20 protein-coding genes are annotated in these 24,898 nt (G+C 70.1%); 7 read left to right on the top strand and 13 right to left on the bottom strand.

What is annotated here, in order from left to right; translation table 11 throughout:
* Positions 1-151: 151 nt before the first annotated feature.
* From ACIBO2_RS27795 to ACIBO2_RS27780, 4 genes are all read right to left on the bottom strand, one after another.
* On the bottom strand, positions 152-1,315 hold the full coding sequence (locus tag ACIBO2_RS27795) for an acyl-CoA dehydrogenase family protein (protein WP_397300478.1): 1,164 nt from the start codon (positions 1,313-1,315) through the stop codon (positions 152-154).
* Positions 1,316-1,390: 75 nt separating this feature from the next.
* Positions 1,391-2,641, bottom strand: a complete 1,251-nt coding sequence (locus ACIBO2_RS27790) for a hypothetical protein (RefSeq protein ID WP_397300475.1) — start codon at positions 2,639-2,641, stop codon at positions 1,391-1,393.
* A gap of 211 nt (positions 2,642-2,852) precedes the next feature.
* Positions 2,853-3,467 carry an amino acid-binding protein gene (locus tag ACIBO2_RS27785; protein ID WP_357952597.1) on the bottom strand — a complete coding sequence of 205 codons (615 nt, stop codon included), beginning with the start codon at positions 3,465-3,467 and terminating at the stop codon, positions 2,853-2,855.
* 179 nt (positions 3,468-3,646) lie between these two features.
* Entirely contained in the window at positions 3,647-6,760 is a 3,114-nt protein-coding gene (locus ACIBO2_RS27780) for a bifunctional cytochrome P450/NADPH--P450 reductase (RefSeq protein WP_397300472.1), read from the bottom strand.
* Between the two features lie 54 nt (positions 6,761-6,814).
* On the opposite strand from ACIBO2_RS27780, the gene ACIBO2_RS27775 reads away from it, so the two are divergent.
* Together ACIBO2_RS27775 and ACIBO2_RS27770 are read left to right on the top strand one after the other, a co-directional pair.
* On the top strand, positions 6,815-7,375 hold the full coding sequence (locus ACIBO2_RS27775) for a TetR/AcrR family transcriptional regulator (RefSeq protein ID WP_397300469.1): 561 nt from the start codon (positions 6,815-6,817) through the stop codon (positions 7,373-7,375).
* Between the two features lie 172 nt (positions 7,376-7,547).
* A complete protein-coding gene (locus ACIBO2_RS27770; RefSeq protein ID WP_358556835.1) occupies positions 7,548-8,675 on the top strand; it encodes a S1 family peptidase in 1,128 nt (375 codons plus the stop codon).
* Between the two features lie 151 nt (positions 8,676-8,826).
* Here the strand turns inward: ACIBO2_RS27770 and ACIBO2_RS27765 are convergent, their stop codons facing one another.
* Positions 8,827-9,804 carry an aldo/keto reductase gene (locus ACIBO2_RS27765; RefSeq protein ID WP_397300466.1) on the bottom strand — a complete coding sequence of 326 codons (978 nt, stop codon included), beginning with the start codon at positions 9,802-9,804 and terminating at the stop codon, positions 8,827-8,829.
* Positions 9,805-9,872: 68 nt separating this feature from the next.
* On the opposite strand from ACIBO2_RS27765, the gene ACIBO2_RS27760 reads away from it, so the two are divergent.
* On the top strand, positions 9,873-10,544 hold the full coding sequence (locus tag ACIBO2_RS27760; RefSeq protein ID WP_358556829.1) for a class I SAM-dependent methyltransferase: 672 nt from the start codon (positions 9,873-9,875) through the stop codon (positions 10,542-10,544).
* Positions 10,545-10,576: 32 nt separating this feature from the next.
* Here the strand turns inward: ACIBO2_RS27760 and ACIBO2_RS27755 are convergent, their stop codons facing one another.
* Positions 10,577-11,281 carry a TetR/AcrR family transcriptional regulator gene (locus tag ACIBO2_RS27755; RefSeq protein WP_397300463.1) on the bottom strand — a complete coding sequence of 235 codons (705 nt, stop codon included), beginning with the start codon at positions 11,279-11,281 and terminating at the stop codon, positions 10,577-10,579.
* 98 nt (positions 11,282-11,379) lie between these two features.
* Here ACIBO2_RS27755 and ACIBO2_RS27750 point away from each other — a divergent pair, with 98 nt between their 5' ends.
* Together ACIBO2_RS27750 and ACIBO2_RS27745 are read left to right on the top strand one after the other, a co-directional pair.
* Positions 11,380-11,904: a hypothetical protein gene (locus ACIBO2_RS27750; protein WP_358556824.1), complete on the top strand. Its 525-nt coding sequence runs from the start codon at positions 11,380-11,382 to the stop codon at positions 11,902-11,904.
* 155 nt (positions 11,905-12,059) lie between these two features.
* Positions 12,060-13,073 (top strand): LacI family DNA-binding transcriptional regulator, encoded by a 1,014-nt coding sequence (locus tag ACIBO2_RS27745; protein WP_358556821.1) that lies wholly within the window; start codon positions 12,060-12,062, stop codon positions 13,071-13,073.
* Between the two features lie 29 nt (positions 13,074-13,102).
* Here ACIBO2_RS27745 and ACIBO2_RS27740 read toward each other — a convergent pair whose 3' ends face one another.
* The 3 genes from ACIBO2_RS27740 to ACIBO2_RS27730 form a co-directional block, all read right to left on the bottom strand.
* On the bottom strand, positions 13,103-13,861 hold the full coding sequence (locus tag ACIBO2_RS27740) for a transcriptional regulator (RefSeq protein ID WP_397300459.1): 759 nt from the start codon (positions 13,859-13,861) through the stop codon (positions 13,103-13,105).
* A gap of 180 nt (positions 13,862-14,041) precedes the next feature.
* A complete protein-coding gene (locus tag ACIBO2_RS27735; RefSeq protein ID WP_397300456.1) occupies positions 14,042-15,196 on the bottom strand; it encodes a MalY/PatB family protein in 1,155 nt (384 codons plus the stop codon).
* Between the two features lie 384 nt (positions 15,197-15,580).
* Complete coding sequence (locus ACIBO2_RS27730) at positions 15,581-17,311, bottom strand: family 43 glycosylhydrolase (RefSeq protein WP_397300453.1); 1,731 nt, start codon at positions 17,309-17,311, stop codon at positions 15,581-15,583.
* 380 nt (positions 17,312-17,691) lie between these two features.
* Here ACIBO2_RS27730 and ACIBO2_RS27725 point away from each other — a divergent pair, with 380 nt between their 5' ends.
* Together ACIBO2_RS27725 and ACIBO2_RS27720 are read left to right on the top strand one after the other, a co-directional pair.
* Positions 17,692-18,192: a SigE family RNA polymerase sigma factor gene (locus ACIBO2_RS27725; RefSeq protein WP_358550676.1), complete on the top strand. Its 501-nt coding sequence runs from the start codon at positions 17,692-17,694 to the stop codon at positions 18,190-18,192.
* Positions 18,189-19,307, top strand: a complete 1,119-nt coding sequence (locus tag ACIBO2_RS27720; RefSeq protein WP_397300449.1) for a hypothetical protein — start codon at positions 18,189-18,191, stop codon at positions 19,305-19,307. The genes ACIBO2_RS27725 and ACIBO2_RS27720 overlap by 4 nt, the downstream gene beginning before the upstream one ends.
* A gap of 99 nt (positions 19,308-19,406) precedes the next feature.
* Here the strand turns inward: ACIBO2_RS27720 and ACIBO2_RS27715 are convergent, their stop codons facing one another.
* The 4 genes from ACIBO2_RS27715 to ACIBO2_RS27700 are packed head-to-tail and all read right to left on the bottom strand — an operon-like array spanning position 19,407 to position 24,897.
* Positions 19,407-20,651: a right-handed parallel beta-helix repeat-containing protein gene (locus ACIBO2_RS27715; RefSeq protein WP_397300447.1), complete on the bottom strand. Its 1,245-nt coding sequence runs from the start codon at positions 20,649-20,651 to the stop codon at positions 19,407-19,409.
* A gap of 59 nt (positions 20,652-20,710) precedes the next feature.
* The gene (locus ACIBO2_RS27710; RefSeq protein WP_397300444.1) at positions 20,711-22,486 is read right to left on the bottom strand and encodes a glycoside hydrolase family 13 protein; all 1,776 of its coding nucleotides are present in this window, start codon (positions 22,484-22,486) and stop codon (positions 20,711-20,713) included.
* Between the two features lie 6 nt (positions 22,487-22,492).
* Complete coding sequence (locus ACIBO2_RS27705) at positions 22,493-23,332, bottom strand: sugar ABC transporter permease (protein ID WP_358184781.1); 840 nt, start codon at positions 23,330-23,332, stop codon at positions 22,493-22,495.
* On the bottom strand, positions 23,329-24,897 hold the full coding sequence (locus ACIBO2_RS27700; protein ID WP_397300441.1) for an ABC transporter permease subunit: 1,569 nt from the start codon (positions 24,895-24,897) through the stop codon (positions 23,329-23,331). Before ACIBO2_RS27700 ends, ACIBO2_RS27705 begins: the two co-directional genes overlap by 4 nt.
* Between the last annotated feature and the right edge of the window lies 1 nt (position 24,898).

Below are 24,898 nucleotides of genomic sequence, written 5' to 3'. Positions count from 1 at the left end.
GCCCGTGCCCGTGCCCGTGTTCGCCCGAAGAGCCCGAAGCGCCCGAAGCGCCCGACGAAGCTGGCGACCCTGAAGAGCTGGAATCGTGCTTACCGGTCATAGCACCTCACTTGCCCAACAAGTCGCGTGCTCTACCGCGCCCGCCGAGCCATCACCACCCGACGTGATTCTTGCCGGAGACGAGCGATCGGGCGATCACCAGCCGCTGGACGTCATTGGTGCCCTCGCCGATGGCCATCAGCGGCGCGTCCCGGTAGAGCCGCTCGACCACGAACTCCTGCGAATAGCCATATCCACCGTGAATGCGCATCGACTCCAGCGACGCCTTCAACGCCACCTCGGAGGCGAAGTACTTGGCCATCCCCGCCTCCATGTCGACCCGCTTCCCGCTGTCGGCCTGAGAGGCCGCCCAGTAGGTCAGCAGCCGGGCCGCCTGGATCTCGGTCGCCATGTCGGCCAGCTTGAGCTGTACGGCCTGGAAGTCGGCGATGGGCTGGCCGAAGGCGTTGCGCTCGCGGGCGTAGCCGAGCGCGGCGTCGTAGGCGGCCTGGGCGACGCCGATCGCGCGGGCGGCGATATTGATCCGCCCGATCTCCAGCCCGCCGAGCACCTGCTGCATGCCGCGCCCCTCGACCCCGCCGAGCAGCGCGTCCACGGGCACGCGCACGCCGTCGAGCACGACTTCGCACGTCTCGGTCCCCTTGTAGCCGAGCTTGGGCAGGTCCCGGCTGACTCCGAACCCCTCGGCCGCCGGATCGACGAGCAGCACCGACATCCCCTTGTGCGCGGGCTCGGTGACGGACGTCTTCACCAGCACGGGCAGCGGATCGGCGTGGCGGGCGTTGGTGATCCACGTCTTGGTGCCGGTCACGACATAGTGGTCACCGTCGCGTACCGCCCTGGTCTGAATGCCCTGCAGATCCGTCCCGGCCCCGGGCTCGGTGAGCGCGATCCCGGTACGGCGGGCTCCGGTGGCCAGATCCGGGAGATGGCGCGACCTCTGCTCCTCGGTGCCGTGCCGGGCGATCATCCAGCAGGCCAGCGAGTGAGATCCGATGGTGCCGGCGACCCCCATCCAGCCCCGGGCGATCTCCTCGAAGACCAGGGCGAACGACACCATGTCCGCCCCGAGCCCGCCGTACTCCTCGGGCACGCTGAGGCCGAAGAGCCCCATCGCCTTCATCTTGTCGACGATCTCCGTGGGGTATCGCCCGGAGTGCTCCCACTCGATGGCGACGGGCATGATCTCTTTGTCGACGAAGGCCCGCAGGGTCTCCCGGAAGGCCCTCTGCTCGTCGCTCAGCTCGAAATCCACCGGTTCCTCCTCAAGCGTTACCACGGCCGGGGCCAACGATACGCGCGTCGGAGGATCATCCCCTCGGACAGACCGTCACCGGTAGACGGTCGGCTCCTTCCCCTTGCCGGGGAACACCATGATCAGCAGCTCGACCGCGCCGTCCGGAGGGTAGGGGACCTGGTAGACGCGCTCACGGCCGCGCAGGTGGACCCGGACCCGGTAGGACCCGGGGCCGCTGGTCGTCAGCTTGGGCGACGTGGCCCCCATGCCGTCGCCTAGGCTCAGCGAGCCGGTCGGGCTCTCGTAGGCGACCTCGACCACCTCCTTCCACCCCTTGGTCTCCAGCGGCGGCCGCCGGGTGTAGGACTCGGTGGTCACGCAGGCGTACCCGGACTCGTCGGCGGCCCAGACGCTCAGCGCGCCCCGTTCGCTGCCGACCAGCTCCTTGACCAGGTCGGGAGCGGCGCCTTCGTATCCGTCCTCCCAGCCGTTGACGGTCCAGAACTCGGTCCACACGGTGGCGCGGTGTCGCCGGACCGGTTTGATCTTCGGGCGGTGCGCGGGATGCACGGCGCAGGCCTTCTCCATCTTGGCGGTGTACGCGTCCTCTTCCTCCTGTTGCCGCCGACCGGCCAGTTCCTGGGCCCGGGCCACCGCGGGGCACATCGACCCCAGCGCGCCGGCCAGCGCCACGTGCGGTGCTTCGCGCACGGCAGGGGCGTTGAGTTCGCCGCCGTACTGCTCGGCCAGACGGCACAGGTCGCGGCCCTGAGTCAGGACCACCCGATCAGGAGCTTCGGCCCAGCCCTCGATGCCGTCGTTGATGAAGGGGGCATAGCCGCGGACCTGGCACAGGAAGTCCTTTTCCGCCTTGGTCAGGTCGTGGACGGTGCCGCCCCCGAAACCGGCGCAGTCGAGCTCGCCTTCGCTGCTCACTTTGCCGGGAGGGGCCGCCTGGTCCACGACCAGGAGGGTCGTCATCAGCGTCAGGATCGCGACCGTCGTACGGGAGAAGCGGCCTCTGCGGACGAACCCGCGGCGAGCTGGACGCCCCGCGAGCAGAACCAGGATCGGCGGCGCCAGGAAGTAGAGGTTCATGCCCGCGTTCCAGCTCAGCATCTCGGATGGACCCCACGCCTCCAGGCATCGCGGGCCCAGCGCCCCGTCGAGCGTGAACAGCAGCAGCTCCGGGACGCGGAAGAAGAGCAAGGTAACGGCGCCTGAGCGGGCGATGATCCGGCCGAGCCGGTCACGCCCGGTCCGCACGCTCAGGTACCAGCAGGCGAAGGCCACGACGATCATCGGCGCCCCGCCGAACCAGAAAAGGGGGAGGTCTCTGATCACGCGTTCCGGATACCCGATCAGGTCGTTGATCTGGTTACCCAGGCACGAACCCACCGACATCCACATGTAGCTCTGGCTGCCGTCATCTCCGCCCAGAAACGATCGAATCCAGAAGAAGACATCGGGAATCAGCGTGACCGCTAACGCCGCACTCCACAGAATCCATGATCGTCGAGGCACGGCACCGACATTAGGGCACCGCGAAGGAAAGTCAGTTGGGGGCGGGCAGCACCGAGGACAGTTTGGAGACCACGGCCACGATGCGCGCGGCCCGTTCGAGTTCGGCGCGGTGGAAGTGCGGTCCCGCCGCGCGAGCGACGACCACGTGCAGCCCGTGCGTGGCGACCGGCAGCAGCATCAGCCGCAGGTCGTCGGCCGCGCGCGTGGCGGCCCTGAGCGGCGGCTCCAGCAGTTCGAACACCTCCGGCGCGCCCAGACTGGCGTGCCGTACGACGTCGCCCGCCAGCGCTATCGACCATTCGGCGCCGCACAGCCCCGGCAGCGCGTCCACCAGCGTCGCGATCCCCCGCGACGGCTCCGACGCGACGTGCATGAGCAGGTCGTAGTCGGGCGCCGAGCCCGGGAGGTCCTTGGTCGGCCAGACCCCCTCGACGCGTACGCCCGGGACGGCCGAGAGCCGGTCGCGCACCTCGTCCGGGGTCACCTTCCCCGGCCAGGACACCGTGAAGTCGTCCACCGCCCGGCCCGTCTCCCGTTCCAGCACGGTGACCTGCAAAATGTCGGCACCCAACGCACCGAGTGACCGCGCGACCTGGCCCAGCCCCCCGGGCCGGTCCGGCAACGACACCCTCAGTCTGAGCAGCATGACCCGCCCCCTTTCCAGAGGCTCTCACAGTGCCCGTGGAAGGTTTCCAGCATGTTCCACGGATATGTCACGCATGCTGCACTTATATCCAAGGATGGTCCGCTAATCCGGGTTTCGGGATAAAGGTTCGCCCAGCGCCACCTGCGGAAAGCCGCAGGTGGCGCCCAAGAACGCGGAGATCAGGCGAAGACGTCCTGCTGGTAACGACCCTGCTCTTCGAGCGCGGCCAGCCACGCCTCTCCATCCGTCCCGGTCTTGTCCCGGTGGATGGCGAGCAACGCCCGCCGTACGGCGGGCGCCATGCGCAGCCCGTCGCCGCAAACGTACACGTACGCCCCAGCCTCCAGCAGTTCCCACACCGCCTCGCCCCGCGCGGCGATCGCGTCCTGCACGAACCGGTACGGATGCCCGGCCACCGCCGAGTAGGCCACGGTGACGTGCACCCCGTCAGCCGACGCCCAGCCCTCCACCTCGTCCCGGTAGAGCCAGTCATGCGAAGGATGGCGGCACCCGGCGAACACCTCGGCCCGTCCGGTGGCCCCGGTCAGCGCCCGCTCCTCCAGGAACCCCCGCAACGGCGCGAACCCGGTGCCGGGACCGACGAGGATCACCGGCGTGGCGGGGTCCTCGGGCAGCCGGAACGGCGGCGCGGGCACCCGGATGTAGCCGTAGAAGCTCTCCCCGGGAGCCAGCCCGGCCAGGTAGGCCGAGCACATCCCGCGGTATTCGCCGCTGCCCGACCAGGCGGGGCCCTCCACCAGCCCGACCGTGATCCTGACCAGGGCGGGGTCGGCCAGCGGCGAGGAGGAGACGGAGTAATAGCGCGGCCGGATCGGCCCGGCCATCTCCAGGAAGACCGGCAGCGGCAGCTCGATCGCCGGGAAGCGGTCGAGCAGCGCCAGCGGGGAGACCCGCTTGGCCAGGATCTCGTCGGCGTAGTCGGCGGTCAGCGCGTCGAGCTGGCTGCGCGTCCACGGGCACGAGGTGTGCGCGGCCAGGGCCGCCAGGTCCGACCTGGTGGCCACCTCCTGCAGCTCGGCGAACTCGGTCAGCAGCAGCCCGGCCGTCACCGGCGTGTCCACGGGCAGGTGGGTGGCCCCGCCGGTGCGCAGGCGTACGACCTGCTCGCGCGGGACGCGCAGGCAGCGCAGCGCCCACTCCACCAGCTCCGGGTCGTTCTTGGCGAAGGCGGCCACGTGGTCGCCCGCCGAGTAGGTCACGCCCTCGGGCAGCCGCGCCACGATCGAGCGCACACCGGGCCGTGGCGCCTCCAGCGAGAAGTCCCACAGCCCGGCCGGGTCGCCGGTCAGCTCCTCGTTGGAGACCACGGTCAGCGGGAACGCCCGCGCGGACACCACCGCGGGCCGTACCTCCGCCTCGCTGAGCACCTCCATCTGGTAGCGGGGGCCCGCGTCGGCGGCCGAGGCGCTGTACTCCTCGGCCGTCGCCGCCCACAGCTTGGCGGTCCACGCCGACACGTCGCCGTCGAAGTCGCCGTCGGCGTCGGCCTCGCCCCGCTCGATCAGGGGTACGGCACCGGCCGCCGTCAGCTTGGCGAAGGCGCGGCGGGGGAAGTCCTGGTACGTGGGCCACTGGGTGTTGCCGCAGCCCAGCAGCGCCAGCCGTACTCCCGACAGGTCGGGCAGCTCCTCCAGCGCGTCGAAGCGCTGGGCGTTGTCGGGCGCCTTGCCGTTGTAGGAGGAGGCGACCACCAGGAGCAGCCCCTCGCTCGGCGGGACCAGCTCGTCGAGGGTGGTCAGCGTGGTGGCGAAACCGGCCCGCCCGGCGCGCTCGGCCAGCCGCTCGGCGATGTCGGCGCAGGTGCCCAGGTTGGAGCCGTAGGCGACGGTCAGCGCGACGCCGGTGACGGCGATGTCCTGCTGCTCCTCCACCTCGATCGGCTGCCCGAGCACGGTGACGCGCTCGTGGGGACGGCGCTCGCGCACCCGGACGGTGAACCCGTCGGGCTTCAGGGTGAGCGTCTGCTTGATCTTCATCTTGTAAACGGTGGGGTCGGAGACGGCGAAGCGCCGCAGGATCATCGCCAGCGCCAGCCTGGCCTCGGTGAGCGCGAACTGGCGGCCGATGCAGGCCCGCTCGCCGTTGCCGAACGGCTTGTAGGCGCCGGGGTGATGGTCACGCTTGTTCTCGGGCAGCCAGCGGTCGATGTCGAACTCGTCGGGCCGCTCCCACGCCCTCGGGTTGCGGTGCAGCGACGGCAGCAGGACGATGACCGGCGCCCCCGCCGCCACCTCGTACTCACCGCCGAGCGTGGTGTCCGCGATGGCGTTCACGGAGAAGGCCGGGATCGGGGACCACACCCGCAGCGTCTCCTCCAGGATCCGGGAGATCACGTCCAGCTTCATGACCGTCTCGTAGGCCGGCGGCTCGTCGCCCGGCAGTAGCCGGTCGACCTCGTCGTAGGCCCTGGCCAGGGTGTGGGGGTCGCGCAGCAGGTTGTACAGCGCGAAGGAGAGCAGGCCGCTGGTGGTCTCGTGTCCGGCGATCAGGAAGGTGAGGACCTGGTCGCGGATGTTCGCGTCGGAGAGCCGGGCGCCGGTCTTGGGGTCGGACGCCTCCAGCATCAGGCCGAGCAGGTCCTTGGCGGCGGCGCCGTCCTCCGCGCGGCGCCGCCTGATCACGTCGTCGACCAGCTCGCGCATCAGCTCGATGTCGGCCCGGTAGGCGACCTCCTGCTTGCGCCTGAGCTTGGTGACGAACGGGAGCTGCTGGTTGCGCAGCATCGCCTCGGTCAGCGCGCCGCCCATCGCCGTCAGGAACGGGTGCAGCTCAGGCGAGTCGAAGGAGTCGAACCGGTATCCGAACCCGGTCAGCGAGATCGTGTCGAGGGTGAGCCTGGTCATGTCGTCGGCCACCGGCAGATCCTGCCCCGGACGCCCCGCCCAGGACTCCACGAGCCGGTCGGCGACCTCCAGCATCTGCGGGTAGTACGCCTTCATCGACCGCTGGCTGAAGGCCGGCATGAGGATCCGGTGCGCGTGGCCCCAGACGGGCTCGTCCGGCCTGGCCGTGAACAGCCCGTCACCGGCGAAGTCACGGACGATCGACAAGGGCGGGTTGATCTCCTTGCGGAACCGCGTCTCGTCGCACGCCTCGGCCACCAGGTCCGGATCGTGGATCACCACGACCTGACGACCGAGCAGGTCGAGCTGATAGATGCCCTCCGGGTGCGCCCGCGCGACCTCCTCGAAGTAGGTCATGGGCGAGTGCGCGGGCACCTGGAACGCGTTTCCGACGATCGGCAGCCCCCGAGGGGCGGGGATCTCTCTCATCAGCACTCCTTTCGGGTAGCCATACACCGTATGGCTCACGCTACCATACGGTGTATGGCAGTGAGCGCGCGCAGGGGAACCCCGCTGACCCTCGAGGAGATCTACACCACGGCGTTGCGCATGGTGGACGAGGTGGGCGTGGAAGGGCTGTCGATGCGCAAGCTGGCCGCCGAGCTCGACGTCAATCCGATGTCGCTCTATCACCACGTGGACAACAAGATGGCGCTGCTCACGCAGATCTGCGACACCAACGTCCAGCGCCTCGATCTCCCGCCGGACGAGTCGCTGCCCTGGCAGGAGCGGCTGCGCATCCTCGCGCGCGCCTATCGCCGGCTCACCACCGACCACCCGGAGATGTGGCGCTATGTGTACGCCCACCCGGAGATCACCGCCGACCGGAGGAGCGGCCTGTGGGGCGTGCTGTTCCCGATCCTGGAGGCGGCGGGCGTGCCGCAGGGGGAGCTGCGGCGGACGGCGGACGTGCTGTACGGGTTCGTGGCGGGCCTGGTGTTCGCCGAGACGGCCGGGCACATCGGCCAGGGCCAGGACACCGAGGAGGCCGACCGCACCTTCGAGGCGGCGGTCGACCTCATCGTCCGCGGCCTGGGCGGCTGACCCACCGCTGGGGGCCTGGCCGACCAACCGCTGGGGGGCTGGTTGACCAGCCACCGGAGGGCCGTCCCACCACCGCGAGCCGGGGCCATACCACCGTGATAGGGGTCGTTTGCCATCTATGCCAATCCCTACCAACCGCTAGCTTGACAGGCACCCCCACAAAGGAGTGCACATGCGGAGTAAGCGCTGGCCTCTCTTAGGCGCCACCATCGTGGCGGCCTGCCTGGCCACCACCCCCCTAACCCCCGCCGTGGCGGCCTCCCCGTCTCCCGTCCCTTCGGAGTCGACCCCGCCGTCCGTGATCGACTCCCTCGAGCGCGACCTCGGCCTGTCCGAGCAGCAGGTCATCACCCGGCTGGCCAACGAGCAGCGCGCGGCGGCCACGGAGGCCGCACTGACGTCCTCGCTCGGCGCCTCCTACGGCGGATCCTGGCTGACCGCCGACGCCGCCAAGCTCATGGTCGCGACGACGGACCCGGCCACCACCGGCTCCATCGAGGCGAAGGGCGCGCAACCCGTGCTCGTCTCGCGGACGCTGGCCCAGCTCACCGCGGTCAAGGACCAGATCGACCGGGCGTCGGACCAGGCCAAGGCCGGCGCGTCCCTGTGGTACATCGACGTGACCACCAACAGCGTCGTCATCGTCGCCGGGCAGCAGGCGGCCGGTGACGCCCTCGCCACGGCCGCCGGCGTCGACAAGAACGCGATCCGCGTAACCGTCTCCGGCGAACAGCCGCGGACCCTGATCAACATCGTCGGCGGCGCCCCCTACTACATCGGCGGCGCCCGGTGCAGCATCGGCTTCGCCGTCACCAAGGGCAGCACCCCCGGCTTCGTCTCCGCCGGGCACTGCCGGGTAGCCAACAACACCACCAACCCGACAGGCACCTTCCAGGGCGCCTCGTTCCCGGGCAACGACTACTCCTGGGTCGCCGCCCCCGGTAACACCGCTACGCCGTACGTACGCGGCGCGGGCGGCGCGAACGTCACCGTCCGCGGCTCCACCGCGGCCGGCGTCGGCTCCTCCATCTGCCGCTCCGGTTCGACCACCGGCTGGCACTGCGGGACCGTCCAGCAGCTCAACGCCACCGTGCGGTACGCGGAGGGCACCGTCACCGGCCTCACCCGCACCAACGTGTGCGCCGAGCCCGGCGACTCCGGCGGCTCGTTCATCTCCGGCAGCCAGGCCCAGGGCGTCACCTCCGGCGGCTCCGGAAACTGCAGCAGCGGCGGGACGACCTACTTCCAGCCGGTCAACGAGATCCTCAGCGTGTACGGGCTGACGCTCCGTACCGGCTGAGAACAGCCCTTCCACGCACCCTCGCGTGCCCGGTGCCCTCGGCGCCGGGCACGCTTCACGTGTGCCGCAGACGGCGCCGGGCCGCTTCACGGACGGCACGGCCGGCCCCGCCCCGACCCCGGCCCGCCGCTCTGGCCAGCAGCAATCGGGGTTACCAGCGGTCGTGGACCTGGGGGCGGATCAGCTCGTCGTAGACGGCGGTGACCGCCGCCCGGGTCTCCTCCGTGAGCGCGGGGAGCCCGGCCGCGGCGGCGTTGGCGCCGGCCTGCCGTGCGTCGCGGGCCCCGGGGATGACCACGCTGACGCCGGGCTGGTCGATGATCCACCGCAGCGCGAACTGGGCGGTCGTCATCCCCTCCGGCACCAGCGGCTTGAGCCTCGCCACGGCCCGCAGCCCGGTGTCGTAGTCGACGCCCGAGAACGTCTCACCGACGTCGAACGCCTCCCCGTGCCGGTTGAAGGCGCGGTGGTCGTCGTCGGAGAAGCGGGTGTGCTCGTCGTACCGGCCCGACAGCAGCCCGCTGGCCAGCGGGACCCGGGCGATGATCCCGACCCCGGCCGCGGCCGCCGCCGGCAGCACCTCCTCCAGCGGCTTCAGCCGGAAGGCGTTGAGGATGATCTGCACGGTGGCGACGTTCGGCCGCGCGATCGCGGTCAGCGCCTCCGCGCAGGTCTCGACGCTCACGCCGTACGCCGCGATCCTGCCCTCCTCGACCATGGTGTCGAGCGCGTCGTAGACCGCCTGGTCCGAATAGACCGGAGTCGGCGGGCAGTGGAGCTGCACCAGGTCGAGGGTGTCCACGCCGAGGTTCTTCCGGGACCGGTCGTTCCAGGCCCGGAAGTTGTCCAGGGTGTAGGCCGACACCTCCTGCGGCACCCGGCGCCCCATCTTGGTGGCCACCGTCAGGCCGGGGCGTTCCTTGATCAACTGCCCGACGATCCGCTCGCTGCGCCCGTCGCCGTACACGTCGGCGGTGTCGATGAACGTCACCCCGGCGTCGACGGCGCCGTGCAGCGTCGCCAGCGCGTCATCCTCTCCGACCGCGCCCCAGTCGGCGCCCAGCTGCCATGCCCCGAGGCCGACCACGCCGACCTGCCTGCCCGTCCTGCCCAGCTCACGCTTCTCCACAATCCCGATCGTACGGGCACACAACTTCCCAATAGACAAGACGCAACGGCGCGTCTAATCTATGCGTCATGACAAACACCCTGCACTCTCCGCTGGTCCGTACCGTGCTCGACCGGCTGTTCGCCGCCGCGGCACTCGACGACGACGCGCCCCGCGGACCGCTCCCCGGCGGTTCCCTGGAGACCGCCACCGCGCAGGAGCGCGCCGACGCCCTGGCGGCCCTGTACCTGCCGATCTCCGCTCGGGGCGGCGACCTCCTCTACACGCTGGTACGGGCCGCCCGCCCGGAGACCGTCGTCGAGTTCGGCACCTCGTTCGGGATCTCCACGGTGTACCTGGCCGCCGCGGTCACCGACAACGGCACTGGCCGGGTGTACGGCACCGAGATGAGCGCGACCAAGGTCGCCACCGCCCGCGCGAACCTGGACGAGGCCGGTCTCGGCGGCGTGGTGACGATCCTGCCCGGCAACGCCCTGGACACCCTCGCCGACGTACCGGGACCGATCGGCCTGGTGCTGCTGGACGGGTGGAAGGAGCTGAGCGTGCCGGTGCTCCGGCTACTGGAGCCCCGGCTGGCGCCAGGCGCGCTGGTGGTGGCCGACGACGTCACCTTCGCCTCTATGGCCGACTATCTGGACTACGTACGCGATCCGGCCAACGGATACGTCAGCGTCGCCTTCCCCGTGGAGGACGGCATGGAGATCAGCTGCCACACCGGCGGCGCCACGACGTACAACTGACACGACGTACAGCCGAACGGATCGGCCGACGCTCAGGCCGGAGTGTCGGCGCCTCCCGAGGCCGGGCGGAGAAGGGTCCCTTCGATACCGGCGGTCAGCATGACCACCACCGACTCGAACAGCACGTCCGGCGGCTCCACGATGGCCTCCTCGCCGATCCGCCCCAGATGCGGCCGACCCTGGGCGGGCGGCGCCGACGGCATCGCGACGGAGAGCAGCCCAGCGGGCGGGCGGTCGTGCCAGGTGTCCCAGATCTCGGCGAAACCGGCCACCTGGAGCACGGTGATCGTCCAGGCCCGGTAGGCGTTCTGCGGGCTCAGCCCGAGCGCGAGGAAGAAGCCCACCAACGCGTCGTCGGCGTCGAGCAGGCCGGGGGTGGCCAGGTGGGTGAGGTTCTCGGCGTGGGCGAGCGCCAGCAGGCCGGGGTGAGCCCGGTACCAGGACCGCAGGTCGAGGCAGTAGTCGCGCAGGCTCTCACGCCACCGCCCCGGATCCAGGCGCGGTTCGGGACGGTCGGCGTGGCAGATCGCCAGCACCTCGCGCAGCAGGTCATCGCGGTCGCTCACGTAGTTGTACAGGGCGCGCGGCGAGACCTGGAGCTCGGCGGCGACGTTGCGCATGGTCAGCTCCGTCGGACCGGCCCGGCCGAGCACGCGCAGGGCCGCGCGGGCGATCCGTTCCCTGGTCAGAGTGGGCCTGCCCATACGGACTTCGGGGCGTCGGCGGCGGGCGGGCACCGAGCCATGCTAGCCGGATCCGTTGAACTTCACACACCGTTGACTTTAAGCCGTATCCCCCTCCACACTTAGGCGACCCTTACCAAGGAGGAAACGGCATGCGGTGGTCTCTGGTCGTCGAATACGGAGTGGGATTCGGGCTGGTGATGAGCGCGCTCTTCACCGTGGCGATCTTCGCCGGGGCGTTCGTCAGCCGCGATTTCCTGCTGAACGACTACCCGCCGGCCATCCAGGAGCGTTACGCCAAACCCAAGAGCGCGCGCGGCCGCCGGGTGGCGGCCTGGGTGGGGGTGCTCTTCTGGGGACTGTGCTGCGTGCCCCTGACGGTCGCGGCGATGCTCCGCCTGCGCGCGGACCTCGGCACCGACCTGGGCTTCGGCCCGGCCGCCGTGGCGGGGGCGCTCATGTTCCTCACCCTGTCGGTGTACGACCTGGTGGTGCTCGACTGGATCGTCTTCGCCGGACTGCGCCCCCGCCTGATGGTGCTACCGGGCACCGAGGGCATGCGGGAGTACCGGGACCTGCGCTTCCACGCCGTGGCCGCCCTCAAGGGCAGCCCGCTGATCCTGGTCGTCGGCTTGCTGAGCGGAGGTGTTGTCGCGGGGCTGGAGGCGATCGCCTGACCGTCGTCAGATGGGCCGCGGCGTGGATGCGCGTGTGAAACGTGACCAGGACGCGGCGACGGAGTCCCCTCCCCGGCTGCGGCTATCATCGCTTGAAAGGGTTTTCTCGGCGGCATTCCCGAGCCACCTCCAGCGAGTCACACGAAGGACGGCGCATGGCCAGGGGCGCGAGCGGCAGGCCGGCGACCATCACCGCGGTCGCGAAGCAGGCCGAGGTCTCCATCTCCACGGTCTCCCGGGTGATGAACGGCAACGCCCACGTGGACCCGGCGATCGCCGAGCGGGTCCGCGCCGTGGCGAGCGAGCTGCACTACTCGGCCAGCCCGCTGGCCCGATCGCTCGTGCTGGGCCGCTCGCAGCGCGTGGCCATCCTGGTGCCGGACCTGGAGAATCCGACGTTCCAGAGCGTGCTGCGCGGCCTGACCCGCGCCGCCGCCAGGGACAACTACCACGTACTGGTGGCGGACTCCCTCGAAACGGCCGACGAGGAGGGCACCCTGGCGCTGGAGGCGCGCCGCTGCTGCGACGCGATCGTGCTCTGCGCGCCCAGGATGCCGGAGGACAGGCTCAGGGTCCTGCTGCCCGAGCTGGCGCCGGTCGTCCTGATCAACCGCGAGAGTCCGTACGTCCCGGCGCCGACCCTCACCGCCGACTACGAGGCGGGCATCCAGCCGCTCGCCCGGCACCTCTATCAGCTCGGGCACCGCCGGATCGCCTACCTGGAGGGCGATCCCGACAGCGTCTCCAACACCCGGCGGCGGACCGGACTCGCCCGGTTCCGCGCCGAGCATCCCGACGCCGATGTGCTCGGCATTCCGTGCGGGGTCACGTTCGAGCGCGGGCACGCCGTGGCGGACGCGGTGCTCGCGTCGGGGGCGACCGGGGTGCTCGGGTTCAACGACCTGGTGGCGATGGGGCTGCTCAGCGCGCTGAACGAGCGGGGCGTACGCGTGCCGGAGCAGTTGTCGCTGACCGGGTTCGACGACATCCCGTTCGCGAAGTACACGACGCCGCCGCTGACCACGGCGTCGGTGCCGGTCGTCGAGCTGGGCGAGGAGGCGTGGAAGCGGCTGCACGCGCTGCTCAACGGGGACAAGCCGGACCACGACCTCAGCTTCCGTCCCCGGATCGAGGTCCGTGGCAGCACAGGCCCCGTCCCCGGCTCTTGACGCGCGTGTCCGGCGGACATGCGGCGAGGTCAAGCGGATTGCTCAGCGGAGCCGTTCAGCTCGTTGAGGTAGTTGTAGATGGTGAAGCGGCTGACTCCGAGTGCGGCGGCCGCCGTTTCGGGTGCCTGCTTGACCAGGAAGAACCCGCGGCGTTCCAACTCGGCGATCACCTGGAGCTTGTGTTCCTTCCGCATCTCCTCGACCGGGACGCCGACCGCCGTGATGGCTGCCTCCAGCAGCAGGGCGGACAGTTCCTCGACGCTGTGAGGGAAGGACTCCCCTTGATGGTCGGCTGCCGGCTTGGCGGGACCCGCGTCGGCCGAAGGCATGGACGGCGCTGGAGGCATGGACGTCAGGTCGTGCCCGAGCACGAACCGGTCCATGGCGGACCTGAGTGAGACCCAAGCAGACACATCGGTGTTCAGGCAGAGCGCTGCCGCGGGGCGGCCCTCGTCGTCGGTGTACACGATCGTCGTGCTCTGCAGGTTGCGTCCGTCCGGCAGCTGGGATCGGTAGCCGATCTCGTGACGCAGGTCGCCCGCGGCGACACGTTCGAGCAGCTTGTCGGTGGGAGGGTGTCCGCCCTGCCGGCCGGTGACCGTCCCGGCGATCGCGCGAACGGTGTTCGGAATGCGGCGGAGGTCATGCAGCACCACTTCGGTCGGCTGGGTCATCGCCGCCTGGAGAGGAGCGACAAGGAGTTCGAGAACGCGGTTGATGCACTCCGCGTCCATCCCCTCCAGGGCCGCAGGTGCCGGAAGCATCGAGCTGTCTGACGCCCGTTCCATACGTGACACCGTCCTCTGTTCAGCGCCGGGAAACCGGCCGAGCTCTCCAGACCCGGTTCGCTGCAACATCGTGAGAATATCGAGGCGCAGACCTCGATGGACCAACAATTTCCGCGAAGTTCCTGGGCGACCTCCACAACCAGTTGATGTCCGCGACGCGTCGGGGCGGGGTTCGTTCGGCTAGCGCGCGTGGAGAGCCGCGCTGCGTCCCATTCGGGTGATCGCCTCGGTGAGGACGGCCTGGGAAGTGGCGAAGTTCAGGCGGACGTGCCCGGCTCCTCCCGTTCCGAAGATGTGGCCGGAGGACAGGGCCACCCTGCCGTGCTCCAAGAACAGCCGTGCGGGACCGGCCAGGTCAGTGACCACCGCGAGCCCCGTGGCGTCTTCTTCCGGGGCGATGCCGAGGGACCGGCAGTCAAGCCAGGCCAGGTAGGTTCCCTCGGGTCTGGCGTATCCGACCCCGGGCAGGTGTTCGGCGACGAGCCGACCCAGCAGGTCTCGGTTCGCGTCGAGCCCCGCCAGCAGCGCGTCGAGCCACCCGTCCCCGTGCCGGAAGGCCGCTGTGTGGGCGATGACGCCCAGATAGCTGGCACCGTGGTGGACCTCCTCGGGCATCCGGCGCAGATCAGCGGCCGCCTCAGCCCCCGCGATGGCGAGCGCCGCTTTGATGCCGGCGAGGTTCCAGCCCTTGGTCGCCGACATGAGCGAGAAGGCGTCTTCGGTCCCGGGCACGCTCAGATAGGGCGTGAACTCAGCGCCTGGCAGGACGAGCGGGGCGTGAATCTCGTCGGCGACGACACGGACTCCGTACCGACGAGCCAACGTCGCCACGGCGGCGAGCTCCTCGTAGGTGTGAACCGTGCCGGTCGGGTTGTGTGGATTACTGAGGAGGTAGGCGATCTTGCCCTTGCCGCTCTGTTCCCTGGTACGCCGGAACGTCTCCTCCAGCGTTTCCAGGCTGATCCGGAGGTCCTGCCCGAGCGGCGCTTCGATGACCCGGCGGTCGTCATGGGTGATGAAGGCGTAGAAAGGCGCGTACACGGGAGAGTTGACGACGACTGGGTCGCCAGGGTCGGTGATCAGCCGCAGCACCTGGACCGCGCCCATCATCACGTCCGGGATCAAGGCGACGCGGTCGACCACCATCCCATCCCATTTCCAGCGGCGCGCGGCGAAGCCGGCCAGCGACTCGGCGAACTCGGTTCCGGTGGGGTACCCAGTGTCACCGATCTCGATGGCTTCGCGCAGCGCGTCGGCGACCGCCGGTGCGAGCGGGACATCCATCTCCGCCACCCACAAGGGCAGGACATCCGGCGGATATACCCGCCACTTCATGCTCCTGCGCTGACGGAGCTGCTCGAGCGAGAACTCCTCGAGAGGGTTCGCACACTCTCCGGCCTCGGCGCCAACCTCTGCTGAGCGGCGCTCGAACAAGGGCGAGGCTGGCTGATTCATGACAGACCTCCGTGGTCGAGCGGCAAGGGAATGACAGTTCGCGGATCGTGAACACGCCGCCGAGCTCTCAACACAGAGTTGCAAACGGGCGACTCCCTTGGCAAGAGTTGCACAGATTTTTGACACACCAAAGCGGTCTATCCACTGTCAATGCAGGTCAGGTTGATTTTGCCAGGCCCACCTTCGCACACAACAACATGTTGACAATCTGGCGCAGCCCGCCCTGCCTTCAACCAGAATTTGAAGTCAGTGCGCGCATTGGTTCTAGCGGGGGTGGATGGTCACTGGGCCGAAGACGGCCATGCCCTCGCCGGGCGATCCGGGCGGGGCGGCCGCGAACAGGCCGAGTTCCGCCGAGATCCAGCGCCCCTGCTCCGCCTGAAACCCCTCGAATCCGGTGACCCAGCCGTCACCAGCGCCACGGATGCCAGCACCGACCTCATCAGCGCCACCGTTGCCAGCGCCACCCTCATCAGCGCCGCTGTTCCCAGCGCCGTCGCCAGCACCCGCGCCCGGGCCCGTATCAGTGCCGTCGCCGGCGCGGTGGCGGAACCGCAGCGCGCAGACCCCCGCGTCGTCGGAGTCGATCCGCAGCCCGACGGTCGCGGCCTCGTCCGGCAGCCGTGTGCTGAACCGTGTCACCTCGCCCTCATCACCGTCCTGATACGTCCGGACCTCGACGCTGACCCCGTCACGGTCGCGCGCCAATCCCACGTACGCGTAAGAGGCGCCGAGCACGACCACTCCGGCCCTGGTCCCCGGCTCATCCGCTGCCAGCCGGAGTGTGGTGGTGAACCGCGCGGCCACACCGGGCACCTGCTGGCCGAGCACCTGTGGCAGATTCCGCAGGTTGCCCCGGTCGTTGGGCAGCGCGCGCACTCTGGCGTGACCGTCGCCGTCCAGACGCAGCAGGCCGGGAGCCGGATTCGCCTGCCAGTACCACTGCGGCCCCAGCTCCCCCGCCCGGAAGTCGTCGTCCCGCCCCGGCTCCGCCTGCCCGGAACCGGCCGGGTGCGGTCCCAGCGCCGAAGCACGGGCCGGAGCCGGGTGCGGTCCCTGCGCCGGTGCCGAGTGAAGGACCGCCGCCGAGGCGCGCGCCGGGGCCGGGTGTTCCAGGACGGGCTGTCCGTCCACTCCCATCACCGGCCACCCGTCGTCCCCCCAGCGCATCGGCTGCAGGTGGACCACCCGGCCGAACACGCCACGGTCCTGGAAGTGCAGGAACCAGTCCTCACCCTCCGGCGTGGTGACCCAGGCCCCCTGGTGCGGCCCGTTGACCGGCGTGTCGCCCTGCTCCAGGACGACGCGGTCCTCGTACGGACCCGCCAGCGACCGTGACCGGAACACCGACTGCCAGCCGGTCGCGACACCCCCGGCCGGGGCGAAGATCCAGTACCAGCCGTCGCGCTTGTAGACCTTGGGCCCCTCCAGCGTCGAGTAGCCGGGCAGGGCATCCCCGTCGATGACGGTGACGGGCGTGCCGATGATCTCGCGGGCGTCCGGCGTCATCTCCACCAGCGACAGCCGGTTGCTGATGCCACTGCGGCTCTTCGCCCACCCGAACACCAGCCAGGCGCGCCCGTCGTCGTCCCAAAGCGGGCAGGGGTCGATCACGCCAGGCCCGGGGAGCAGGAGGTGGGGCGCCGACCACGGCCCCGCCGGATCCGTCGCCGTCAGCACATGAACCCCATGGTCGGGGTCGGGGTAGAAGATCCAGAACAGGCCGTCGTGATGCCTGATGGAGGGCGCCCACGCCCCGCCGCCGTGCCGGGGCACCTTGAAGTGCTCCGCCGGTGGCGCGGCGGGCAGTGCGCGGCCGATCAGCTCCCAGCGCAACAGGTCGGGCGAGCGCAAAACGGGCAGCCCAGGGGCGCGGTTGAAGCTCGACGTGACCAGGTAGTAGGTCTCACCGACGCGGATGACGTCCGGATCGGGCCAGTCGGCGTTGAGCACGGGGTTGCGGTACGTGAGCCGTCCGGCCGATTCGTCTGCCATGTGTCCAAGCTCCCGAAACTGGCCGAGAAAACGTTTCCCAGCCATTCTGGCACGCCGTCCGTATCAGCTGGAGCCCGCCTGACGCCCATCCGAGATGTGCGGGCCCATCCCTGGGTGGTGGGGGTGGTGGGGGTGGTGGGGGTGGTGGGGGTGGTGGGGGTGGTGGGGGTGGTGGGGGTGGTGGGGGTGGTGGGGGTGGTGGGGGTGGAGATGGTGGACAGCGGACAGCGGACAGCGGACAGCGGACAGCGGACAGCGGACAGCGGGCGGCGGGCGGCGGGCGGCGGGCGGCGGGCGGCGGGCGGCGGGGAAGTATGCGTTCAACAGTTCGGCCGTCTGGTCCGTCTATCTCGTGATGAATCGAGGAAAGGCGCAGGCCATTGGATGAAATTTCGCGCTTCGAGGACTTCGTCGCGGAACGGGCCGATGCCCTGCTGCGCTATGGATACCTGCTCAGCGGCAACCCGCACGACGCGGCCGACCTCACCCAGGAGGCGCTGATCCGGCTGCACCGGGCCTGGCCACGGGTGCGCCAGAAGCAGGCTCCCGAGAGCTACACCAGGATGATCATGGCCAGGTTGCACATCAGCGTCTGGCGGCTGCGCAGGCGCGAGCGGCTCGACTGGGCGCTGCCCGAGACCGGCCGGCTCGACGTGCTGCCCTCCGGCATCGAGCAGGACCTGTGGCAGGCGCTCGCCGGCCTGCCGCGCAAGCAGCGGGCCGTACTGGTCCTGCGCTACTACGAGGACCTCGCCGACGAGGAGATCGCCGGTGTGCTCGGCATCTCCCGGGGGACCGTGCGCAGCCACGCGTCGCTCGGCCTGGCCAAGCTCCGTTCCACCGTGCCCCACCCCTCAGCGATCGACGGGAGCCCCGCATGACCGACCAGTTGGAATCCCGCCTGCGTTCGACCCTCGGCCACGCCGCCGAGCATGCGCCGAAGGCGCCTTCTGGGCTGCGTGCCGAAGTCGTGTCGCGGTCGCGGCGGCGCAGGACGCGCAGCCAGGCCCTCGTCGTGGCACTGGCCGTCACCACCGTGGCCCTGCCGGTCACGCTGACGGTCACCGGCGGGCAGAAGGGTGACGACGTCGCCACCGGCACCATCGACCCACGCCGCAGCTGGGACGTCATGGAGGGCAAGACCCCGATGGGCGACCGTCTGCTGATCGACAACCCGTCCGAGGAGCGGCCCCTGACCCTCTGGTACGCCATGGGGAAGACGGGCACGGTCCTCTGCCAGTCCTACGAGAGCAGGACCGGCGTCACGACGCAAGGGTGCGGCGAGCCGCTCAACAACCTAGAGGCCACCATGCAGAGTTCGACCGATTCGTTCCCCTATCCGTCCACGGGCGTGGTGATGTTCTTCGGCAGCGCGGAGTCCGAGATCGTCCGCGTCACCGCCGTGATCAAGGGTGGCGACCGGGTGACCGGGACGATCTACCGTCCGAACGGCGCTCCCCAGGGCATCTGGACCTTGTCCGCGCCCACCAGCGAGAGGGTGACGGCGTTCGAGTTCGCGAATGCCAGGGGCCAGACCGTGGCATGGCTCAAGAACAAGCCCATCATCTTCCCCGAGGAAAAGGCCCAGCCCGTCGGCCCCGCCGTGCGGATGCCGGGAGATCTGTCCGTAGGTCTCTACAAGGTGCCGGGTGAGACGCTGCTCTGGAAGCTGAACGGACAGACCGTCGTCATGAATCTCGTCGAGCCCGACCACTTGATGACCGACAAGGACGGCAAAAAGTACCCCGTGGAGCTGGCTGAGCACGACAAGCGCTGGTTGGGCATCGCGAGCGCGAAGACCGCCCGGGTCACCCTGCTCTTCGGCGACGGCCGGTCCGTGTCGGCCGCCACTCGGCCGGACCCGTGGAACCTCGGCATCCGGTTGTTCGCCGGGACCTACGATCGCGCCCGCAACATCAGCTACGAACGCTTCCAGATCATCGGCTACGACGAGGCGGGCGTGCAGATCTGGCAGCAGACGCACGAGAAGCGCTGAACGAGTGACCGCCCGGGCGGTCACATCACAGCCGCCCGTCGGGCTTGGCGAGCAGGCGATATCCAGAATTACAGGATATATCCCGAAATACAGGGAGGTTCAGCGCTGGTAGGCGCCGGCGTTCGGGGCGGCGGGCAGGGCCGCGATGTCCGTGCCGCCCGACGCCCGGCCGAACCACGCGGCACCGAGCCGGACGCCCCGGCCCAGCGCCGGCGAGCCGGGCCGCAGGTGGAGGTCCGTACGGGAGACGAAGCGGGGGTCCGCCTTCACCGACTTGGGCCCCAGCTTGAAGGCGTACTTCCGCCCCTTGTAAACGCCGCCCGCGTCGTCGGCGCCCTTCCCGTCCTCGTACCCGGCCTCACCGCCGACCGAGATCGCGTTGTTGCGCAGCTTGAGTATCGACGGCGAGCACCCGCCGTGGCAGGACCAGCCGATCGTCGCCCGCGCGGGCAGGTAGACCGAGTTGTGCACCGCGATCGTCCCGGTCACCGGGCCGACGATGTGCTGGGGGCCACGGGTGATCAGGAACGATCCATGCTTGCGCGAGGAGGTGACCACGTTGAAGGCGAACACGTTCCCGACGGCCGTCTTCCCCTTGCGGGCGCCGAGCTCGGTGAACGTCTCGTTGTCGCGGGCGGTGTTGTGCGTGATCAGGTTGCGGTCGCCGTCGAAGATCTCGACCGCCGCCCCGTCGAAGCCGTAGTCGTTGCTCGGCGCGTAGCTGCCGGTGATGGTGTTGCCCGTCACCGTGTTGTCGTCGCCGTTCAGCAGGATGCCGAACGCCCCGGAGTCGTTGTCGGGCTCGGAGTCGTTCACGCTCATCCGGGCGTTGGAGGTCAGCGTGCTGTCCCTGATGACGTTGCGGGAGCCGGTGGGGGTGACCAGCACTCCGGCGATGTTGCGGTCGGCCCGTACGCCGACGAGCTCGTTGCCGTCGCCGCTCAGCTCGAACCCCGCCCATTGGCAGCCGGAGGCGCGCAGGCCACTGATGCGCCAGTGGTTGCCGGTCACGACGACGCAGTTGCCGTCCATGCCGGAGATCTTCGCCATGGGGCCGGTCCCGTACGGCTGGATGACGATGGGTTTGGCCGCCGTGCCTTTGGCGGTCAGGGTGAGGGTGCCCGTCCATTTGCTGCCGCGTTTGACGCTGACCGCGTCGCCGGGTTTGAGGTCGGCGGCGCCGATCTTCTCGAGTGATTTCCAGGGTTTGGTGGCGCTGGTCCCGGCAGCCGAGTCGTCGCCCGTCCGCGAATCGACGTAGTAGGTGGTGCCCGCGCGGGCCAGAGCCGAGGCCGGGAGGGCGGGCGCGAGCGAGGCGATGACGGCCACGGAGAGCAACCTCATGCGAACACACCACTATCAAGTTTAAATCTGAACGATGGGGGGCCGCCCACGCTAGCGCGTCACCGCGCGAGGCGCCAGACACGCAGCGAAGGGCCATCACCCGGCAACACATCGGTGTCAGAAGCGTTATAAACCCCTGCCGCCCGCATGGGAAGGGGAATGGCCTGGCCCGGTGCCCTGCGCGCGCACACCAGCAGCGACTCCTCGGCGGCCTCCCGGAGAAAGACCAGGCAGTCGGCGTCGGCGTGCAGCCACCGCAGCCCGCCGTGGCGCAGCGCGGGCTCGGCCCGGCGCAGGCCGAGCAGCTCCCGGTAGGCGGCCAGCGTCGCGAGGTCCTGGTCGGCGGGCCGGTCCCAGGGCATGGGGGTACGCGCGTGCTCGCCGTTCACCCCCGTCAGCCCGTACTCGCTGCCCGCGAACACCATCGGCGTGCCCGGCAGCGTGGCCTGCAGCCCGAGCGCGACGAGGTGACGCTCCGCCGAGCCGGTCACGGTGCGGATGCGCGGCGAGTCGTGCGAGTCGAGCAGTTGCCATGAGTGCACCTGCGAGCGCCACGACAGGTGGGAGGCGAATGTGCGGAACGTCGCGTACGTCTGGAGCCCGTCACGCGACGGCACCCCGCCGGGCACGCCGAGGAAGTTCGCCAGCTCCAGGTCGGGCGAGCGCAGCCAGGCCCACACCGGCCGGGTGAAGCCGCCGTAGTTCATCGTGCCGTGCCAGCCGTCGCGGTCCAGGTCGGGCGAGGCGTCATGGCAGTGCTCGGCGATGAGCGCCGCGCCTGGCCCGATCGCGCGGCGCAGCAGGGCGGCGATCTCGTGGTTGTGGTCGTCGCGGCCGTGCCGGCCGGTCATGTTCGCGACGTCGACGCGCCAGCCGTCGAGCGGGCCCAGCCACTTCTTCAGTACGGCCGGGATCCGGGCCCGTACCAGGTCGCCGCCCCAGTTGAGCTTGGGCAGCGACTTGACCCCGTACCAGGACTCGTAGTCGCCGGTGGCGGGGTCGAAGTAGAACATCTCCCGCTCGGGCGCGCTCACGTCGGACATCGCGGCGGTGAACCAGGGGTGCGTCCGGCCGCAGTGGTTGGTGGTGATGTCGCCGATCAGCCGCATGCCGCGCGCGTGCAGCGCGTCGGCGAGCCGGTGCAGCGCCTCGTCGCCGCCGAGCAGCGGGTCGACGCGGTCGAAGTCGGCGGCGTCGTAGCGGTGGTTGGAGCGGGCCGGGAAGATCGGCGTCAGGTAGACGGTGTCCGCGCCGAGCGCCTGGACGTGGTCAAGACGCTCCACGATGCCGTCGAGGTCGCCGCCGTAGAACTGCTGGGACGTGCCGGGGCCCGAGGGGATGACCGGGTCGCGGTCCCAGTCGCGCGGCAGCGCCCAGTCCGGCAGCTCCCGCATCGGCCTGGACCTGGCGAAACGGTCAGGGAAGATCTGGTAGACGATCGCCTCGGCGAGCCACGGGGGCGGCGTCTCGTGGCTGACCAGCCGGAAGTCGGTGACGTCGGTGACGTCGTGCGTGACGAGCCCGGCCGCGGTCAGCCACGCCTGGCCGCCCTCGGTGTGCAGGAGGAAGCGGTAGGGGGTGACCGGGTTGGCGGCGACGAGGTCCGCGCGCCACCAGACGTCCGTCTCGCCGTAGCCACCGACGGCGCCGGGCGTGTCGGGCGAGGCGGCGGTGAAGCGGGGTTCGCCGTCCCGGACCGTACGGACGTGCACACCGGTGATCCCGGCCGACAGCGGCGCCCGCAGCCGGACCGTCACCGTCGAGCCGGGCGCCGGCGCCTGGGTGGAGACGTACAGAGCGGAGCCGTCGTGATGCGGCTCGCCGAGGAAGCGCAATGAGACCTATCCCTTGACGGCACCGGCGGTGAGCCCGGAGACGATGTACTTCTGCAACCACAGGAACACGCCGACCGTGGGGACGGCGGTGAGCAGCGTGGCCGCGGCGAACATGCCGAAGTTGGCGTTGCGCTGGTCCCCCGCGATCATCCCGTACATGCCCACGGCCAGCGTCTTGCTCTCCGGATCGCGCAGGAAGACGTTGGCCATGATGAACTCGCTCATCGTGCCGATGAAGGCCAGCAGCGCGGTGACCGCGAGGATCGGCGTGACCAGCGGCATGATGACCCGCCAGAAGATCTGCGCGTGCGTGGCGCCGTCGACCGTGGCCGCCTCGTCGAGCTCCTTGGGGACGGTGTCGAGGAAGCCCTTCATCAGCCACGTGTTGACGCCCAGCGCGCCGCCCAGGTAGAGCAGCATGAGCCCCCACACGGTGTTGAACCCGAACGCGGGGTAGAGCTCGGTCACCTTGGTGAAGATCATGAAGATCGTCACGATGGCCAGGAACTGCGGGAACATCTGGATGAGCAGCAGCGCCAGCAGCCCGACCCGGCGCCCCCGGAAGCGCATCCGGCTGAAGGCGTAGGCGGCGAACATCGACAGCAGCAGACTGGCGAACGACGACGTCAGCGCGACGAACACCGAGTTGATGAACCACCTGGCGAACGGATACCGGTCGGAGGTGAACAGGTCGGCGAAGTTCCCGAGGCTGGCCCCGGTGGGCAGCAGGTCGGTGGAGGCCAGCGTGCCCAGCGGGTTGATCGCGGCGGAGACCACGAACAGGATCGGGAAGACCGCGAACGCGCACACCACCAGCACGAACACGTGCCGCAGCGCGAGTCTCATGCGTAGACCTCCTCCTGTCTGCGGGTCCGGCGGAAGGCCACCGCGGAGATGATCGCCACGATCGCGAAGATGAACACCGAGATCGAGGCGGCGAAGCCGAACTGGGCGCCGTAGGTGCCGAACGCCAGCCGGAAGGTGTAGGTGATCAGCAGGTCGGTGGCCCCCACCTGCGGGCTCTCCGCCGGGAACGGGCCGCCCTCGCTGGTGAGCGCGATCGCGTTGAAGTTGTTGAAGTTGTAGGCGAACGACGAGATCAGCAGCGGCGTCAGCGCCACCAGCAGCAGCGGCAGCGTCACCTTGCGGAAGCCCTGCCACGGCGTCGCCCCGTCGATGGAGGCCGCCTCGGTCAGCTCGCGCGGGATCGCCTGCAGCGCGCCCGTGGTCACCAGGAACATGTACGGAAAGCCCAGCCAGAGGTTGACCAGGATCACCGCGAACCTGGCGGTGGACGGCTGCCCCATCCAGTCGACGTCCAGCCCGAACAGCTGGTTGACCAGCCCGAAGTCGCGGTTGAACATGTCCCGCCAGACCAGCAGCATCGCGAAGGCGGGCATCGCGTACGGCAGGATCAGCGCGATCCGGTAGAAGCGGGTGCCGCGCATGCGCGGATGGTGCAGCGCCAGCGCCACCGCCATCCCGAGCGCGAACGTGGCCACCACGGAGGCCAGCGCGAACACCACGTTCCACCCGAAGACCCCGATGAAATATCCGGAGATCGTGGGATTCGTCAGGACACGGGTGAAGTTCGCGAAGCCGACGCTCACCTGCCAGCCCTGCGCGAGGTGCGCGCCCGAGGCGTTGACGAAGTAGCCCTGCCCCTCGTCGGCCTTCCACCGGTCGCCCTCGCCCTGGACGCAGTCGCAGCGCGCGTCGTAGACCAGCGCCGAGCGTCCCTCGACCGCGCGGCTCAGGCCGTTCGCCTTGATCAGGCCGCCACGGGTCGGTACGGCCAGCGCCGCGATCTGCTGTGCCCTGGCCGCCGCCTGCGGTGCCGTCAGCACGGTGAAGCCGGGCGCCCGCAGCACCTTGCCGGTAATGCCCACCTCGGCACCGGTCACCGGCGCGAGCCCGGCCGGGTCGCCCGCCTGGACCTGCTTGGTCTTCGGGTCCACGAGGAGGAAGACCAGCCGGTCGCCCTTCAGCGCCGTGGTCAGGCTGTACTCGGGCGAGCCGGGCGCCTGCCGGACGGAGCCGGTCTCGATCGCCGTGATGGCGGCCCGCTTGTCGCCGCGGTGACCGTCGCCGAAGTTCGTGAACGCCGTGCTGACGGTGTAGAGGACCGGGAACACCTGGAAGGCGATCAGGAAGATCGTGCCGGGGAGCAGGTACTTGGCCGGGATGAAGCGGCGGGTCAGGTAGAGGTAGGCGATGACCGCGGTGGCCAGGCCGAGGACCACCAGGGCGGGCCACGACCCGGCGGCGACCAGGGGCGGCGCCGCGTACACCAGGAGCGCCGCCGCCACCGCGAGCACCACGACCCTGCTGACCAGGAACGCCGTGGTGATCTCGCGGCGAGGCCGCGGGGGAGCATGGGATCCCGCGGCCGCACGCACGTCCAGGGACATG

The sequence above is a fragment of the Nonomuraea sp. NPDC050022 genome (genome assembly GCF_044460705.1).
Taxonomy (GTDB): domain Bacteria; phylum Actinomycetota; class Actinomycetes; order Streptosporangiales; family Streptosporangiaceae; genus Nonomuraea.
The sequence above is the reverse complement of the archived record's forward strand: the minus strand, read 5'-3'. Positions and strand labels throughout refer to the sequence as shown.

Excerpts from the sequence above, each read along its gene's own strand:
- ACIBO2_RS27780 (WP_397300472.1), bottom strand. The coding sequence starts at position 6,760 with ATGAGAGAGATCCCCGCCCCTCGGGGGCTGCCGATCGTCGGAAACGCG.
- ACIBO2_RS27740 (WP_397300459.1), bottom strand. The coding sequence starts at position 13,861 with ATGGAACGGGCGTCAGACAGCTCGATGCTTCCGGCACCTGCGGCCCTG.
- ACIBO2_RS27700 (WP_397300441.1), bottom strand. The coding sequence starts at position 24,897 with ATGTCCCTGGACGTGCGTGCGGCCGCGGGATCCCATGCTCCCCCGCGG.
- ACIBO2_RS27705 (WP_358184781.1), bottom strand. The coding sequence starts at position 23,332 with ATGAGACTCGCGCTGCGGCACGTGTTCGTGCTGGTGGTGTGCGCGTTC.
- ACIBO2_RS27745 (WP_358556821.1), top strand. The coding sequence starts at position 12,060 with ATGGCCAGGGGCGCGAGCGGCAGGCCGGCGACCATCACCGCGGTCGCG.
- ACIBO2_RS27720 (WP_397300449.1), top strand. The coding sequence starts at position 18,189 with ATGACCGACCAGTTGGAATCCCGCCTGCGTTCGACCCTCGGCCACGCC.
- ACIBO2_RS27735 (WP_397300456.1), bottom strand. The coding sequence starts at position 15,196 with ATGAAGTGGCGGGTATATCCGCCGGATGTCCTGCCCTTGTGGGTGGCG.
- ACIBO2_RS27730 (WP_397300453.1), bottom strand. The coding sequence starts at position 17,311 with ATGGCAGACGAATCGGCCGGACGGCTCACGTACCGCAACCCCGTGCTC.
- ACIBO2_RS27775 (WP_397300469.1), top strand. The coding sequence starts at position 6,815 with ATGGCAGTGAGCGCGCGCAGGGGAACCCCGCTGACCCTCGAGGAGATC.
- ACIBO2_RS27770 (WP_358556835.1), top strand. The coding sequence starts at position 7,548 with ATGCGGAGTAAGCGCTGGCCTCTCTTAGGCGCCACCATCGTGGCGGCC.
- ACIBO2_RS27760 (WP_358556829.1), top strand. The coding sequence starts at position 9,873 with ATGACAAACACCCTGCACTCTCCGCTGGTCCGTACCGTGCTCGACCGG.
- ACIBO2_RS27750 (WP_358556824.1), top strand. The coding sequence starts at position 11,380 with ATGCGGTGGTCTCTGGTCGTCGAATACGGAGTGGGATTCGGGCTGGTG.
- ACIBO2_RS27715 (WP_397300447.1), bottom strand. The coding sequence starts at position 20,651 with ATGAGGTTGCTCTCCGTGGCCGTCATCGCCTCGCTCGCGCCCGCCCTC.
- ACIBO2_RS27785 (WP_357952597.1), bottom strand. The coding sequence starts at position 3,467 with ATGCTGCTCAGACTGAGGGTGTCGTTGCCGGACCGGCCCGGGGGGCTG.